Origin of the sequence: Streptococcus infantis (genome assembly GCF_047464415.1) — a bacterium.
GTDB lineage: Bacteria > Bacillota > Bacilli > Lactobacillales > Streptococcaceae > Streptococcus > Streptococcus infantis_AE.
In genome coordinates this window covers 159,033-174,872 of the sequence record NZ_JASHBX010000001.1, presented here as the reverse complement: position 1 = coordinate 174,872, position 15,840 = coordinate 159,033, and the positions used below count along the sequence as shown (strand labels likewise).

Genomic DNA, 15,840 nt, shown 5'->3' with positions numbered 1-15,840 from the left:
CAGCCCTTTCTATAATCTATCTTTACTTTAAATTTTTTTGTAAAACGAGGTATTCCAAAGCGTTTTGAAAGCTAACATTGGCCCGCCACATTTTTCGAGTTTGGACGAGATTTTGCAAAATATTTCGAGCTGAAACATTGAGAATCTCTTGACCAGCTAGTACCTCTAAAATTCTGAGCACCTGATCTTGCTTTTCTTTATCATCAGCCAAACTCGTTAATTTTGCAACTTGCAAGTAAGATTCTTTTTTATGGGCTAAAAGCCAAGAAAAGAGGCGTTCACTTTCATCTACTAGTGTCCAAAATCCTGCTTGATGGACAAGCTTATCAGCCTCTGCCTGCGATTGACTAAACTGAGCCAATAGCTTAGCTTTATTTTTTACTAAACCAGCCTCTTCAAGCTGTGACATTAAAGTAGAGATTTGCTTCTTAAATTGGAAAATCTGTGTCCGACTTCGAATCGTTGGTAACATCTGTTCTTCATCATCAGTCAAAAAGAATATGTAGATTTCGCTCTGTGGTTCTTCAATAACCTTTAAAAGAGAATTTGCAGCATTCACATGCATTTTTTCTGCTTGCTCGATAATAAAGACCTGACGTTGATTTTCAATACCAGACTGGGAAAATTGACCAACTAATTCTCGAATACGCTCCGTCTTAATGACTTGATTCAGAGGTTTAATTATGGTCACATCAGGAAACTCTTCCTGCTCAATCAATTTACAATTCCGACATTTTTCACAAGGAAAAATACCAGTTTTTTCACTACAAAAGAGACTTTTAGACAAGAAAAGGGCCATCTCTAAACTTCCAAAATTACCTGAAAAGAGATAGGCGTGATTGAGCTGCCCTTGCTCCAAGATATGGACAAAACGTTCAAATTGTAGAGGTTGACAAGCTCTTAATTGCTCTTGCTTCATCTCCTTAATCCCATCCTATCAAAAAGTAGCTGTTGCGTATTTTCAATCACTTGATCAAGTGGTAGGCTAGCATCGATTTTTTCGATGCGATTTCCTTCTCTTTCAATAAGAGAAAGGTAACCTTGACGAACTTTTCGGTGTAGATCCAGACCTTCCATGTCCAAACGATTGACTTCCCGATTACTGTTGGCAGCAATACGTGCCAGTCCCTCTTCGACCTCAATGTCAAAATAAAGAGTCAAATCAGGTTTTAGTCCATCTGTCGCAAACTGATTAAGCCAATCAATGGCATCGATATCTAAACCACGCCCAAAGCCCTGATAAGCAACAGAACTATCGATAAAGCGATCCATGATAACCAGTTTTCCAGCTGCAAGTGCTGGTAAGACCTTTTCCACCAAGTGTTGTCGACGACTAGCAATATAGAGGAGAAGCTCAGTCTTAGGATCCATTTCAGTATGACTAGGATCTAGGATAACTTCGCGAATTTTTTCTCCAATTAAGACCCCACCTGGTTCGCGCGTTGTTAAAACTTCTACTCCCCTATCCTCTAATACAGGGATTAGGGCTTCAAGAACGCTTGTTTTTCCTGCTCCCTCTGGTCCCTCAAGAGAGACTAAAAATCCTTTTGACATGTCTGACTCATTTCTATTTTTCTCTCTTCTATTCTATCAAAAAAATGGGGATTTGTGAAAAGCTTTTTTCATTTTCTACTTTGTAAGAAAAAAAGAGAGTGAGTTTTAATGCTCACCTCTTATTTGCCTAATTCTTGAGTTTTTTTGTAGGCTTGATTGACAGCATCCATAACGGTTCCTCTAAAAGCATGCTCTTCTAGACTTGCTACACCAGCAATGGTCGAACCACCTGGGCTACAAACTTGGTCTTTCAAGACTCCAGGATGTTGTTGACTTTCTAGGACCATTTGACCTGCACCAACTACTGTTTGAGCCGCCATTTTCAATGCCGTTTCTCTTGGTAATCCTGTTTGAACTCCTGCATCTGCCAAAGCTTCGATAAATAGATAGACAAAGGCAGGACCACAACCTGCAAGCCCTGTTGCCGCATCTATTAAACTATCACTTATTTCAACCAACTGCCCTGCACTGGCTAAAAGTTGACAAAAAAGTTCACTGTCTTCTGGATTACAATTTGCAGACAAAGCATAGCTAATCACTCCTTGCCCAATAGCAACAGGTGTATTAGGCATGATGCGAATAATTCTGTGTTGATTTGGAAGAAGACTAGCTAGTTTTTCTAAAGTCAATCCAGCTGCCATAGAAATCAAAAGAAGACTTTCACGTTTTTCAAGGATGGTCTGATATTGAGTAAGCAGTTCAGAGAATTGAGCTGGCTTCACTCCAAGAAAAATCACATCTGCTTCTGCAAAGATTTCTTCGTTGCTAGAAGCCTGACCACCAAAGTCTGCAATGAAAGCATCCACCTTAACTTGACTACGATTGGCAAGAAGAATCTGAGCACCCGTCTTGGTCTGCAAAACAGCCTTGGCCAAACTAGCTCCCATATTTCCTAAGCCGATAAATCCAATCTTCATCTCTTACTCCCTTATCTGTCCGTCACCAGTAACCACATATTTGTAGCTGGTCAATTCCTTCAAGCCCATTGGACCACGAGCATGCAATTTCTGAGTTGAAATCCCCATTTCACAACCAAGACCAAATTGGCCACCATCTGTGAAACGAGTCGACGCATTGACATAAACCGCTGCCGAGTCCACTTGACCTGTAAAGTAAGCTATAGCATCAGCATTTTCAGTCACAATCGCATCCGAATGATGGGTGCTGTGGGCTTCGATATGCTCTACAGCTTCCTCAAGACTAGAAACTACTTTAACAGCTAAGATATAGTCTAAAAACTCAGTATCAAAGTCTTGAGCCACTGCTGCTTGTCCAGAAATATATTGACTAGCTTTCTCATCTAGACGCAATTGAATCGGTTCAAGTCCAGCTTCTTTTCGATCGGCAACCAGAACTTGCTCCAAACGAGGAAGGAAGCTTGCCGCCTTGTCTTCATGAACAAGCAGCACTTCCATGGCATTGCAGACAGAAGGACGACTAGTTTTAGCGTTATTGATAATAGACAGTGCCTTGTCTTCATCCGCGTCCTTGTCAACGTAGACATGAACAATCCCTGTACCTGTTTCGATAACTGGCACAATAGCATTCTCAACGACAGCATTGATTAACCCGGTACCTCCGCGAGGAATAAGAAGATCTAGATAACCCTTAGCCTTCATCATGGCATAACTACTTTCACGGCTAGTATCTTCTACTAATTGAATGACGTCTGGATGAATGGTAGTAGTCTCCAAGCCCTTCTTCAAGGCTGTGACAATGGCATGAGCTGTTTGGTAGGCATCCTTACCGCTCCGAAGGACAACCGCATTTCCACTCTTGAGAGCAAGGGCAGCTGCATCAGAAGTCACATTTGGACGACTTTCATAGATAATGCCAATAACACCCATAGCCACACGCTTCTTAGTAATGACCAAACCATTTTCAAGCTGACTTCTTTCTAGGACTTCACCAATTGGATCTGGTAAAGCAACCACATCACGAATGCCTGTTGCCATCGCTTCTATACGCCCTGCATCCAAATAAAGACGATCCAACATAACATCTGAGATTTTCCCCTTAGCCGCTTCCATATCACGAGCATTAGCTGATAAAATCTCTTCAGTAGCTGCCAATAAGTGATCGGCCATAGCTATCAAGGCTTGGTTTTTTACTGTTTCACTAGCAGTATTGATGGTTTTTTTAACTGCCTGTACCTGTTCAAATTGTTCTTGTGTACTTACCATAGTTTACCTCTAAAATTCTGTAAAGAGTAGTTGGATTTCAGGAGTGATAGAAATCCAGTCATCACGATGAATCAGGACTCCCTTGGCTTTTTGAGAACGAAGGACATCTTTGAGCCCCGATGCACCTAGTTGCACTCTACCTTTTCCGAGTGATTTTCCAGTTTCCTTATCAAATACCGTTACAATATCACCATAAGAAAAATTGCTCTCAACATCTACAACCCCTGATAAAAGGAGACTCTTTCCATGTTGAGAGAGGGCTTCTGCCGCCCCTTTATCAACCCAAATTGCTCCCTGACTTTTGGCATAAAAGGCTAGCCATTGTTTCTGGGTACGAAGTCCCTTTTCTTGTGCAACAAAGAAAGAACCATCCTTGGTCTTCTCTGCCGCCTCTATCATAGCATCAGCTTTCAAGGAAGAACAGATATAAACCGGTACTCCTGACTCTGTCGCAATGGTAGCAGCTTTTATTTTCGTCAACATACCACCTGTTCCATTTGAAGATCCAGCACCACCAGCCATATCTATAATTTCTCGATTGATGGTCTCAATTCTCTCCAGACGTTTAGCTCTTGGATCCGAGTTAGGATTACCAGTATAAAGACCGTCTACATCTGTTAAGAGGACCAAAAGATCTGCCTGCACCATTGCAGCTACCTGAGCACTGAGCGTATCATTATCCCCGACCTTGAGCTCATCAATAACGACACTGTCATTTTCATTGATAATAGGAATCGCACCACGATTAAGCAGGACTGACAAAGCTTGATGAGCATTTTTATAACGTCGCTTATCGACAAAATCATCCTGGGTTAGCAAGATTTGCGCTGAAACAATCTGTCTTAAGAGCAAATTGGTTGTATATTCTTCCAAAAGCAATCCTTGACCAACCGCTGCTGAAGCTTGCTTATCCGCAATCTTTGTTGGTCGTTTTTTAAATCCTAAGGCTCCGAAACCTGCTGCAACAGCCCCAGAAGACACCAAAATCAGCTCATGACCTGCTTCATGCAGCATTGCAAGCTGTTGTGTGATAGCTTTTACTTTACTGCGAGATAAACTTCCATCTTTATGTGTCAGCGATGAAGTTCCCACTTTAAATACGATACGCTTGTACTTCATATTTTTCTCCAAATTTAATATTCAACCATTTTACCATGATTTTATGAAATTGTAAAAAAGGAACTCTCTCACTTTTGATCGCAAAAAAAGAACCTTGCATAGCAAGATTCTTTTAGTGTCTGACTTAAATAATTGTTCTTCTGGGAACTAAATCGAATTAAGCTTCGATTTCTGTAACCATACCTGAACCAACAGTACGTCCACCCTCACGGATAGAGAATGTAGTACCTTGTTCTACGGCGATTGGGTGGATCAACTCAACGTCGATTGTCACGTTATCACCTGGCATTACCATTTCAGTACCTGCTGGAAGTTCGATTGAACCTGTAACGTCAGTAGTACGGAAGTAGAATTGTGGACGGTAGTTGTTGAAGAATGGAGTGTGACGTCCACCTTCTTCTTTAGTAAGGATGTAAACTTCACCTTTGAATTTAGTGTGTGGGTTGATTGAACCTGGTTTAGCGATAACTTGTCCACGTTCGATTTCGTCACGTTGAACACCACGAAGAAGGACACCTACGTTATCTCCTGCAAGACCTTCGTCAAGTTGTTTACGGAACATTTCAACACCAGTAACAACTGCTTTTTTAGTTTCTTCTTTGATACCAACGATTTCGATTTCGTCGTTGACACGAACAGTACCACGGTCGATACGTCCTGAAGCAACTGTACCACGTCCAGTGATTGAGAATACGTCTTCGACTGGAAGAAGCAATGGTTTGTCAGTGTCACGTTCTGGTTCTGGAATGTACTCATCAACAGTGTTCATCAATTCCATGATGATGTCTTCGTATTTAGAGTCACCTTCAAGAGCTTTAAGAGCTGAACCTTGGATAACTGGAAGATCGTCACCTGGGAAGTCGTATTCTGAAAGAAGGTCACGGATTTCCATTTCAACCAATTCAAGCAATTCTTCGTCGTCAACCAAGTCGATCTTGTTCATGAAGACGATAAGGTGTTTAACACCAACCTGACGTGAAAGAAGGATGTGCTCACGAGTTTGTGGCATTGGTCCGTCAGTTGAAGCTACTACAAGGATAGCTCCGTCCATTTGAGCGGCACCAGTGATCATGTTTTTAACGTAGTCCGCGTGTCCTGGAGCGTCGATGTGAGCGTAGTGACGTTTTTCAGTTTCGTACTCAACGTGCGCAGTGTTGATTGTGATACCGCGTTCGCGTTCTTCTGGAGCAGCATCGATAGACGCATAGTCTTTAGGTTGGTTAACTGCTGAAGGCAAGCGACGTGCCAAAACAGTTGTGATAGCTGCAGTTAGGGTAGTTTTACCGTGGTCAACGTGTCCGATAGTACCAATGTTAACGTGTGGTTTACTACGATCGTATTTTTCTTTTGCCATTTGAGTAAAAGCCTCCAATAAAATATATTTTATAGATAGACAGTAGGCAATACAGTCTAACTTTCCTTACTATTTTATCAAATTTCAGCTAAATTGCAAGTGTTTTACAAAGTTTTTGTGAATTATTCTTATTCTTGCTCTACTTCCTCTACCAATTTATTTAAAATATCTATAAATAGGCTTATTTTAGCAAAAGGTGGTAGACCATAAATCGATAACCCAAGTCTTAATTTCCTATTTCCAGCCCCGAAAGACTTCAATCATTCAGTTGTTTGTAAAAAATTATGTATAGAAAAATTAAAGTTTCATCATAAGAGATTTGAGAGTTTAAAACCAATAAAAAGTTTGATCAACTACAGCGCCAAAGATACAATGATCAAAAAAAGGTCGGGATTTTTTATCCCGACATCTTTATTCTGATAGATGTTTCTTAACTTCTTGTGCTTCCTTATGATTTTCATACAGTCGCGCTAAGAATTTAGCAATCTCTTTTAAAATGGAATAGGTTGGAACAGCAACAATCATCCCAATCACACCATAAATATTACTTGATAATAAAAGCAAGACTAAAATAGTAATAGGGTGAACCTTCATAACCCCACCCACAATACGTGGATATAAAATATTCCCATCAACTTGCTGAATAATCAACATATAAATGACAGCAATAATCATTTTATGAGGATCGGTGAAGAGATTTGAGATGATCATTGGAATCAAGCCAATGCTTGGTCCTACATACGGAATCAAATTAGCCAATCCAGAAAAAATGGCGAAGACCAAGGCGTATCTTAGACCAATCACACTATAACCGATAAAAGCTAAACATCCAATAATAACTGCATCTATAGACACTCCACTAATGTAACGAGAAATAGTTGTATTTAGGTTTGTCAATAAACCAGATATGTTCAATTTATCTCGTTTTAATATAGTTCTTTCTAGCATGGGTAAAAATTTATGCCCATCAAGTAATAAGTAAATCAAGAAAACTGGTGTCATGATGATAATCAATACAGTGCTTACGAGTGCAGATAGAACACTTCCAACACTATTTGTCACACTGTTCAAGATATTTTGCAAAATATCAACATAAGAGAGGTTCAGTTGCTGAATAGTTTGTTGGATATCTAGATTTTGTAGGGCTGGATGTTTTGATAACTCAATGACTAAATCTTGAAGACGACCATAAATGTTTTGACTCGAATAGATTAGGCTACTCAACTGATTAATCAAAATCGGTAGCAGATAGACAAAACTAAGTACGATTGCACAAATTAAGGCACAAAGGGTTAACAAAATCCCAATGATGCGATTGATTTTGCATTCCTTCTCTAAAAAGATAACAATTGGGTTGGTTAGGTAATACAAAAATCCTCCTAATAAAAAAGGAATCATGATTGTATTTGCAACACTGACAAAGGGTGTAATAATAGCACCCATTTCTCTCCATAAGTAGAAAATAAGGGTTATTAATAATATCTCAGTGGTCCAGAAGAATAATTTATTTCTCCGAAACATAAGCCACCTCCTCTTTTTCCTATTTTACCATATTTCAAAAAAGATTGATAACTTTCATCAAAAAAACAAGAATATCTTTTGTCTTTGTGATAGAATAAAGTTACTATGAAGAAATTATTTTTAACCTTATTAACCCTCTTTTCATTTGCTTCAGCAACAACTGTTGCTGCCCAAGATTTTGATGTAGCAGCAAAACATGCCATTGCTGTTGAAGCTAATAGCGGTAAGATATTATACGAAAAGGATGCTACTCAACCTGTTGAAATTGCTTCTATTAGCAAATTGCTTACCGTATATCTCGTTTATGAAGCCTTGGAACAGGGGAAAATCTCTCTTTCTACTCCTGTAGAAATTTCTGATTACCCCTACCAGTTGACAACTAATTCTGCGGCAAGTAATGTTCCTATGGAAGCTAGAAATTACACTGTCGAAGAGTTACTAGAAGCGACTTTGGTATCTAGCGCTAACAGTGCTGCTATCGCTTTAGCTGAAAAAATTGCCGGTTCTGAGAAGGACTTTGTAGATATGATGAAGGCCAAACTACAAGAATGGGGGATCCAAGACGCTACACTCGTCAATACAACCGGGCTCAACAATGAAACTCTTGGAAATAATATCTATCCAGGATCTAAAAAAGATGATGAAAACAAATTGAGCGCTTATGATGTTGCTGTCGTTGCTCGCAATCTCATCCTCAAGTATCCTCAAGTTTTAGAAATCACAAAGAAACCTTCTTCTACTTTTGCAGGGATGACCATTCATTCTACCAACTATATGTTGGAGGGAATGCCTGCCTATCGTGGTGGTGTTGATGGACTTAAAACTGGTACGACTGATAAAGCTGGAGCATCCTTTGTAGGTACGACTGTAGAAAAAGGAATGCGTATTATCACTGTTGTCTTAAACGCTGACAACCAAGATACCAATCCATATGCACGCTTTACAGCTACTTCTTCTATTTTAGATTACATCTCATCAAACTTTGCTCTTCAGACAATCGTCAAACAAGGAGAAAGTTATGAAGATAGTAAATCGCCTGTATTAGATGGGAAGGAAGATACAGTTACAGCTGTCGCCAAAGAAGATATCAAAATCGTACAACGTCTGGGTAGTCGTACACAATCAACTATTACTTACACAGCGGACACGACTGAACACACTGCTCCACTAGAGGCAGGAACTGTCGTTGGACATTTGACTTATGAAGACAAGGATCTAGTTGGTCAAGGATACATTACAACTGACAAACCTAGTTTTGAGATGGTCGCAGAAAAAAATGTCGAAAAAGCCTTCTTCTTAAAAGTTTGGTGGAATCGCTTCGTTCGTTTTGTTAACGAGAAGTTATAAAAAATCGAAAAATCGCGAATTTCGCGATTTTTTTCTTTATTCATTTTTAGCTACAGTCGAATGGTTATATCCATAAACAAAGTAAATAATAACTCCTATTAATAAAGCTAGTCCAAATGCCATCCATGTTTCAAGGGTATATTGAAGCATAAATGAAAGGCAAATCAGAATAGACAAGATTGGTAAAAAAGGTACCAGGGGAGTTTTAAATTCTCCCTCTTTGGGCATACCCTTATCTTTTCTCAGTTTGATAATCCCATAGGCTAGGAGAATAAGATAGGCTAAGGTGCAGATATTGAGAAAGGCTGCGATACTTGCCAGTGGGAAAATTCCCGCTGCAATCGCTGAAACAACACCTGTTAAAATGGTCGCATTCTTAGGGACACGACTGGTCTTAGTCACTTGTTTGAAACTCTGAGGCATGAGCCCATCACGTGCCAAACTATAAATCATTCGAGACAAGGCGTAAGTCATGGAAATACATACCGTAATCAAAGTAAAAATTGCAACGAGTGAAACATAATTAGCTGCCCAACCAATACCGATACTTCTCAGAGCAAAAGCCACTGCATCATCAACATTGAGCTTGCTATAATGAACGATACCTGTCAATATCAAGGTAACCAAGGCATACAGAATGGTTACAATGGTTAAGGATAAAACAATCCCACGTGGAATATTCTTTTGTGGACTTTGAATTTCGTCAACTGCCATAGAAATGGACTCAAACCCTAAGAATCCAAAGAACATCAGTGAAGCACCTGCCATAATTCCAGTGCTTCCACCATAAATTTGACCAAAACCAAATGGTGCAAAATCTGACCAATTTTCAGGTTTAATGTACCAAATACCAACTAGAATAAATAAGGCAAGAGCAGAAAATTTTAAAACAACAAGAATAGAATTAAAACGAAGAGCTGCTTTCGAATTTAAAAGTACAACGCCTGTAACAAGTAGAATTACTAAAATTGGTAAAAAATCAATATAAGTACCATGTTCAGGATTAAAAGTTCCATTTAAGGCTTGTGGCAAGGAAATTCCATAATGGCTAAGCAAACCTTTAAAATAGGCCGCCCAACCTGAAGCGACACCAGAAACAGCTGTCATAAATTCCATGATAGTCAGCCAACCTGCAATCCAGGCTGGAAATTCTCCTAAAATTGCATATAAATAACTATATGCTCCACCCGTTGCAGGAACACGAGAAGCAAATTCTGCAAAAAAGAGTGCAGATAAGGACACGCAGATAGCAGAAATTACAATCGATACCACAAGGGCAGGTCCTGCTAATGTTGCTGCAGCAGTCCCTGTAATGGTAAAGATACCTGTTCCCACCATAGCACCAATTCCCAAGAGAATTAAGTCCCATAGTTTTAAATGGCGATGCATTTCTGTTTTACCTAGACTAACGTCTTTGGTTCTAAAAATATTCATCATTCATCTCCCAATTTATAAGATTGTATTATTTTATCATATATAAGGATTTTTGTGAATATTTATTAGCATTTTTCATCAAAAAACTGAACAAATTCATATTTGTTCAGTTTTTATATATAATGTTTATCCGACAGATCCTTCCATTTCGTAACTAATCAAGCGGTTGAGCTCAACTGCGTATTCCATTGGAAGTTCTTTAGTGAAGGGTTCGACAAATCCCATGACGATCATTTCAGTTGCTTCAGATTCTGACAAACCACGACTCATGAGATAATAGAGTTGTTCTTCTGAAATCTTAGATACTTTGGCTTCGTGCTCCAAAGCTACTTGTGAGTTGTGGATCTCATTAAACGGAATAGTATCTGATGCTGACAAGTCATCCATGATAATGGTATCACACTCGATGTGAGAAACAGATTTCTTAGAGTTCTTATTAAAGGTCACTTGTCCACGGTAGTCAACCTTTCCTCCGCCTTTAGCGATGGATTTAGATACGATAGACGAGCTTGTATGTGGAGCATTGTGGATCATCTTAGCACCAGTATCTTGGTGTTGCCCTGCATTAGCAAAGGCAATCGAAAGCATGGTACCACGTGCTCCTTCTCCATCTAGGTAAACAGACGGATATTTCATGGTTGTTTTGGCACCCAAGTTTCCATCAATCCACTCAACTGTCGCATCTTTCAAAGCCTTAGCACGTTTGGTTACCAAGTTATAAACGTTATCAGACCAGTTTTGGATGGTTGTATAACGCATGTAAGCTCCGTCCAAAGCAAAGATTTCTACAATGGCAGCATGCAAACTGTTACTTGAATAAGTTGGCGCTGTACATCCTTCTACATAGTGGACACTTGCTCCCTCATCAACGATAATCAAGGTACGTTCAAACTGACCAGTGTTTTCGTTGTTAATACGGAAATAAGTTTGAAGTGGAATATCCACTTTCACACCTTTTGGAACGTAGATAAAGGTTCCACCTGACCATACTGCTGAGTTGAGGGCTGCCAACTTGTTATCAGTCGGCGGTACTAACTTAGCAAAGTATTGTTTAAACAAGTCTGGGTATTCCTTGAGGGCAGAATCTGTATCAGTAAAGATAATACCCAATTTCTGGAATTCTTCCTTCATGTTGTGGTAAACCACTTCTGACTCATACTGGGCAGAAGCTCCAGCAAGATAAGCACGCTCAGCTTCAGGAATCCCGATACGTTCAAAGGTTTCTTTGATTTTTTCTGGAACTTCATCCCAAGAACGGGCAGGTTTATCAGATGGTTTTTGGTAGTAGATCAAGTCATCAAAGTCAATCTCTGATAAGTCTGCTCCCCATGTTTGCATGGGCATTTTTTTGAAGGTTTCATAAGATTTCAAACGGAATTCTAACATCCACTCAGGTTCACCCTTAGCAGCTGATAGTTCACGAATGACATCTTCATTCAATCCTTTTCCTGTCGATAGGACAGGCTCTACATCGTCATGAAAACCAAATTTATATTCACCAAGGTCAATTGGTTTTGGTTCTACTCTTTCTTCAGCCATAATATCCTTTCTTTCATTCTTTATTTCTATGATTTATAAGACAAAGAAAGCTTGTCTTATTTATTATCTTGATTTTCAATTGTTTTCTTAAGGGCGTTCCAAGCTAGGGTTGCGCATTTGATTCGTTGAGGAAACTTGGAAACTCCTGATAAGAAAGCTGCATCTCCAAGTTGGTCTTGGCGGTCATCTTTTTGTCCTTGAACCATTTCAGAAAAGATGGTTGCAAGCTCTAGGATTTCTTGCTTGGTCTTTCCTAAGACTGCATCTGTCATCATACTAGCAGAGGCAGTTGAAATGGTACAACCAGAGTTTAGAAAAGCGATATCTTCCAAACGATCATCTGCATCAAACTTAACAGAAAGATTAATCACATCACCACAGGTTGGATTGTTAAGACTGATTTGCTCAGCATCTTCTAGCTTCCCTTGGTGATGGGGATTTTTCGAATGGTCCGCTACCACTGCCATATAAAGGCTATCTAGTTTAGAAAGTGCCATTGAAAAACTCCTTTGTCTTTAGTAAGGCATCTACTAACTTATCACAATCTGCCTTGGTATTGTAGATATAAAAACTTGCACGAGCTGTTGCTGAAACATCCAAATACTGGAGCAAAGGTTGAGCGCAATGGTGTCCGGCCCGAACTGCTACTCCTTCATAATCCAGAGCTGTAGCGAGGTCGTGAGGGTGAAGATCACCTAGGTTAAAGGCAATAACACCTGAACGTTGGGCCAAATCTTGCGAACCGTATATGGTCAATCCCTCAATTGCCTGCAATTTTGGAAAGACATATGCAATCAATTCCTGTTCATGAGCTTCAATGGCTGCCATACCAAGATTTTCAAGATAATCTACTGCAGCAGCAAGTCCAATTGCACCTGCCATGTTAGGAGTTCCAGCCTCGAATTTCCAAGGCAATTCCTTCCAGCTTGCAGATTGTTCATAAACGAAATCAATCATCTCGCCACCAAATTCAACTGGTGACATTTGCTCCAGATACTTTTCTTTGCCATAAAGAACACCGATGCCTGTCGGACCAGCCATCTTGTGACCTGAGAAAGCAAAGAAATCTACATCCAAGTTCTGGACATCAATCTTCATATGCGGTGTAGACTGAGCACCATCCACCACCATAATAGCTCCAACTTCATGAGCCATTTGAGTGATTTCTTTGATAGGATTGACCACTCCAAGAACATTGGAAGCATGAGCTAACGAGACAAACTTAACCTTGTCCGTCAATTTAGCCCGCAGGTCATCCATATCCAGAGCTCCGTCCTTGAGATAGACATAAACAAGCTCAGCTCCGGTCTTTCGACAAGCTTCCTGCCAAGGAATGATGTTGGAATGGTGTTCCATGACAGAAATCAAAACTTGATCCCCCTCAGTCAAGACCTCCTCAGCGAAGCGCGCTACCCAGTTGAGACTAGTTGTGGTACCTCTGGTAAAGAGAACTTCCTTTGTCGAACCTGCATTGATGAACTTACGAATAGTTTCACGAGCAGCTTCATAGGATGCTGTCGCTCGTTCTGCCAAAGTGTGAACTCCACGGTGAACATTGGCATTGTCCTGCTCATAGTAGTGATTAATGGCTTCCAGAACTGCTAATGGTTTTTGTGTCGTCGCAGCATTGTCCAGATAGACCAAAGGCTCATCATTGACGATCTGGTCTAAAATTGGAAAATCCTTACGAATCACTTCTACATCTAACATAGGCTTCCCCTTAGCGTTTTGACAATTTTTCTTCGATCGTTGCAATCATTTCATCACGAACTTCCTTGACTGGAATCTCAACGATAACAGATCCAAGGAAACCACGAACAACTAAACGTTCTGCAGTTGCCTTATCCAAGCCACGGCTCATGAGGTAGTACATGTCTTCTGGATCAACTTGTCCGATAGAAGCCGCGTGACCCGCAGTAACATCATTTTCATCAATCAATAGAATTGGATTAGCATCTGAACGAGCTTGGTCTGAAAGCATGAGAACACGGCTCTCTTGTTGGGCATCTGCTCCCTTAGCACCCTTAATGATGTGCCCAATACCGTTGAAGGTCAAGGTTGCTTTTTCAAGAATAACCCCATGTTGAAGGATATTACCGATAGAGTTGCAACCATAGTTAGTCACTCGGGTATCAATTCCTTGCACTTGACGACCACTTGATAGAGCAACAACCTTAAGGTCTGCATGGCTACCATTTCCAATCAAATCACTATCAAAGTCTGCAACAACATTTCCTTCGTTCATGACACCGATAGCCCAGTCAATACTTGCATCGTTGCCCAATTTACCACGGCGGCTAATGTAGGCTGTAACATTTTCGCCTAGACGGTCAATCGCTGCAAACTTCACTTGTGCGCCTGAACGTGCAATGACTTCTACTGTGATGTTGGCAGTGGCCTTAGCACTACCTTCTCCACGTGACTCCAGACGCTCAAGGTAGCTAATCTTACTGTTCTTACCAACGATAATGAGGATATGCTTGTTAAATGGCACATCGCTATCGCTGTCTTGGTAGAAAATACCCTCAATTGGTTCTGTGATTTCTACGTTATCAGGAATGTAGAGAACAGCACCACTGTTAAAGTAAGCAGTGTGATAAGCTGCCAACTTGTCATCGTCGTATTTAACTGATGACATGAAGAATTCTTCTACGAGTTCCGGAATTTCTTCAAGAGCTGAGTGGAAGTCTGTAAAAACCACTCCTTGTTCAGCCAACTCAGCTGGAGTTTGTTCAAAAACAGTTTGAGTTCCTACTTGCACCAACTTCAAGTGATTATCTAGAGCTGTGAAGTCAGGAACATTTGCTGATGGCTCACTTTCTGTAATAGTTCCATCACCCAGATTCCAACGGTGAAATTTAACACGCTCAATAACTGGTAATTCTAAACTTTCAATCTTGTCAAAAGCTTTTTGACGGAGGTCAGCCAACCAGCTTGGTTCAGCGTGCATTTCTGAAAAAAGTTTAATAGTTTCTTTAGTCATTTACTTCTCCTAAAAGATACGAGGGAATTACAATTCTTCCTTGTAGTCATAGCCAAGTTCTTCAGCTAATTTTGCGTATCCTTCACGTTCCAAACGTGCAGCCAATTCTGGACCACCAGAAAGAACAACACGACCTTCCATCATAACGTGTACTACATCTGGCGTGATATAGTTCAAGAGACGTTGGTAGTGAGTAATGATCATAGCACCAAAACCTTCACCACGCATAGCATTAACACCTTTAGAGACAACTTTAAGAGCATCAATATCAAGACCTGAGTCAATCTCATCCAAGAGGGCAAAAGTTGGTTCCAACATCAAAAGTTGAAGAATTTCGTTACGTTTTTTCTCACCACCAGAGAAACCTTCATTGAGGTAACGCTCTGCCATTTCTTCTTTCATGTTGAGCAATTCCATTTTTTCGTCTAGCTTAGTGATAAACTCACGCACTGAAATTTTCTCATCATCTTCTTTACCAGCATTCATAGCTGCACGAAGGAATTCTGCATTGGTAATTCCTGGAATTTCTGATGGGTATTGCATAGCAAGGAAAAGTCCCATACGCGCACGCTCATCCACTTCCAACTCAAGGATATTTACACCGTCAAACAAGACTTCACCTTTAGTGACTTCATAGTTTGGGTTTCCCATAATAGCAGCTGAGAGAGTAGACTTACCGGTACCATTTGGGCCCATGATAGCTGCAATTTCTCCTGTTTTAAGAGTCAGGTTAACCCCTTTTAAAATTTCTTTTCCTTCGATTTCAACGTGAAGATCTTTGATCTCTAATACTGACATGATAATTC

At 40.2% G+C, this 15,840-nt stretch carries 14 protein-coding genes; 1 reads left to right on the top strand and 13 read right to left on the bottom strand.

What is annotated here, in order from left to right; translation table 11 throughout:
- Positions 1-22: 22 nt before the first annotated feature.
- The 7 genes from QM460_RS00875 to QM460_RS00845 all read right to left on the bottom strand — a co-directional run bounded on the left by QM460_RS00875 (position 23) and on the right by QM460_RS00845 (position 7,731).
- Complete coding sequence (locus QM460_RS00875; protein ID WP_414288860.1) at positions 23-919, bottom strand: DNA polymerase III subunit delta'; 897 nt, start codon at positions 917-919, stop codon at positions 23-25.
- A complete protein-coding gene (gene tmk, locus QM460_RS00870) occupies positions 916-1,554 on the bottom strand; it encodes a dTMP kinase (RefSeq protein ID WP_045763718.1) in 639 nt (212 codons plus the stop codon). The genes QM460_RS00875 and tmk overlap by 4 nt, the downstream gene beginning before the upstream one ends.
- Positions 1,555-1,673: 119 nt before the next feature.
- Positions 1,674-2,471 (bottom strand): pyrroline-5-carboxylate reductase, encoded by a 798-nt coding sequence (gene proC / locus QM460_RS00865; protein WP_414288859.1) that lies wholly within the window; start codon positions 2,469-2,471, stop codon positions 1,674-1,676.
- Positions 2,472-2,474: 3 nt separating this feature from the next.
- On the bottom strand, positions 2,475-3,737 hold the full coding sequence (locus QM460_RS00860; RefSeq protein WP_414288857.1) for a glutamate-5-semialdehyde dehydrogenase: 1,263 nt from the start codon (positions 3,735-3,737) through the stop codon (positions 2,475-2,477).
- Between the two features lie 9 nt (positions 3,738-3,746).
- Entirely contained in the window at positions 3,747-4,856 is a 1,110-nt protein-coding gene (gene proB / locus QM460_RS00855; protein WP_311523579.1) for a glutamate 5-kinase, read from the bottom strand.
- A gap of 157 nt (positions 4,857-5,013) precedes the next feature.
- Positions 5,014-6,210 carry an elongation factor Tu gene (tuf, locus tag QM460_RS00850; protein ID WP_001040718.1) on the bottom strand — a complete coding sequence of 399 codons (1,197 nt, stop codon included), beginning with the start codon at positions 6,208-6,210 and terminating at the stop codon, positions 5,014-5,016.
- Positions 6,211-6,621: 411 nt separating this feature from the next.
- Complete coding sequence (locus QM460_RS00845; RefSeq protein WP_414288856.1) at positions 6,622-7,731, bottom strand: AI-2E family transporter; 1,110 nt, start codon at positions 7,729-7,731, stop codon at positions 6,622-6,624.
- Positions 7,732-7,836: 105 nt separating this feature from the next.
- On the opposite strand from QM460_RS00845, the gene pbp3 reads away from it, so the two are divergent.
- Positions 7,837-9,078: a D-alanyl-D-alanine carboxypeptidase PBP3 gene (gene pbp3, locus QM460_RS00840; protein ID WP_414260369.1), complete on the top strand. Its 1,242-nt coding sequence runs from the start codon at positions 7,837-7,839 to the stop codon at positions 9,076-9,078.
- 36 nt (positions 9,079-9,114) lie between these two features.
- Here the strand turns inward: pbp3 and QM460_RS00835 are convergent, their stop codons facing one another.
- From QM460_RS00835 to sufC, 6 genes are all read right to left on the bottom strand, one after another.
- Positions 9,115-10,512 (bottom strand): APC family permease, encoded by a 1,398-nt coding sequence (locus QM460_RS00835; protein ID WP_375555097.1) that lies wholly within the window; start codon positions 10,510-10,512, stop codon positions 9,115-9,117.
- 126 nt (positions 10,513-10,638) lie between these two features.
- Positions 10,639-12,051 (bottom strand): Fe-S cluster assembly protein SufB, encoded by a 1,413-nt coding sequence (gene sufB, locus QM460_RS00830; RefSeq protein WP_000797053.1) that lies wholly within the window; start codon positions 12,049-12,051, stop codon positions 10,639-10,641.
- Between the two features lie 56 nt (positions 12,052-12,107).
- On the bottom strand, positions 12,108-12,548 hold the full coding sequence (gene sufU, locus QM460_RS00825; protein ID WP_414288855.1) for a Fe-S cluster assembly sulfur transfer protein SufU: 441 nt from the start codon (positions 12,546-12,548) through the stop codon (positions 12,108-12,110).
- Positions 12,535-13,761, bottom strand: coding sequence for a cysteine desulfurase (locus QM460_RS00820; protein ID WP_414288854.1), 1,227 nt, complete (start codon positions 13,759-13,761; stop codon positions 12,535-12,537). The genes sufU and QM460_RS00820 overlap by 14 nt, the downstream gene beginning before the upstream one ends.
- A 10-nt stretch (positions 13,762-13,771) precedes the next feature.
- Positions 13,772-15,034, bottom strand: a complete 1,263-nt coding sequence (sufD, locus tag QM460_RS00815; protein WP_414288852.1) for a Fe-S cluster assembly protein SufD — start codon at positions 15,032-15,034, stop codon at positions 13,772-13,774.
- Positions 15,035-15,061: 27 nt separating this feature from the next.
- Entirely contained in the window at positions 15,062-15,832 is a 771-nt protein-coding gene (sufC, locus tag QM460_RS00810; RefSeq protein ID WP_000114489.1) for a Fe-S cluster assembly ATPase SufC, read from the bottom strand.
- Positions 15,833-15,840 lie beyond the last annotated feature (8 nt).

Coding starts and splice junctions, on each gene's coding strand:
- proB (WP_311523579.1), bottom strand. CDS start 4,856: ATGAAGTACAAGCGTATCGTATTTAAAGTGGGAACTTCATCGCTGACA.
- sufB (WP_000797053.1), bottom strand. CDS start 12,051: ATGGCTGAAGAAAGAGTAGAACCAAAACCAATTGACCTTGGTGAATAT.
- QM460_RS00835 (WP_375555097.1), bottom strand. CDS start 10,512: ATGAATATTTTTAGAACCAAAGACGTTAGTCTAGGTAAAACAGAAATG.
- QM460_RS00820 (WP_414288854.1), bottom strand. CDS start 13,761: ATGTTAGATGTAGAAGTGATTCGTAAGGATTTTCCAATTTTAGACCAG.
- tuf (WP_001040718.1), bottom strand. CDS start 6,210: ATGGCAAAAGAAAAATACGATCGTAGTAAACCACACGTTAACATTGGT.
- sufD (WP_414288852.1), bottom strand. CDS start 15,034: ATGACTAAAGAAACTATTAAACTTTTTTCAGAAATGCACGCTGAACCA.
- QM460_RS00875 (WP_414288860.1), bottom strand. CDS start 919: ATGAAGCAAGAGCAATTAAGAGCTTGTCAACCTCTACAATTTGAACGT.
- tmk (WP_045763718.1), bottom strand. CDS start 1,554: ATGTCAAAAGGATTTTTAGTCTCTCTTGAGGGACCAGAGGGAGCAGGA.
- sufU (WP_414288855.1), bottom strand. CDS start 12,548: ATGGCACTTTCTAAACTAGATAGCCTTTATATGGCAGTGGTAGCGGAC.
- sufC (WP_000114489.1), bottom strand. CDS start 15,832: ATGTCAGTATTAGAGATCAAAGATCTTCACGTTGAAATCGAAGGAAAA.
- proC (WP_414288859.1), bottom strand. CDS start 2,471: ATGAAGATTGGATTTATCGGCTTAGGAAATATGGGAGCTAGTTTGGCC.
- pbp3 (WP_414260369.1), top strand. CDS start 7,837: ATGAAGAAATTATTTTTAACCTTATTAACCCTCTTTTCATTTGCTTCA.
- QM460_RS00845 (WP_414288856.1), bottom strand. CDS start 7,731: ATGTTTCGGAGAAATAAATTATTCTTCTGGACCACTGAGATATTATTA.
- QM460_RS00860 (WP_414288857.1), bottom strand. CDS start 3,737: ATGGTAAGTACACAAGAACAATTTGAACAGGTACAGGCAGTTAAAAAA.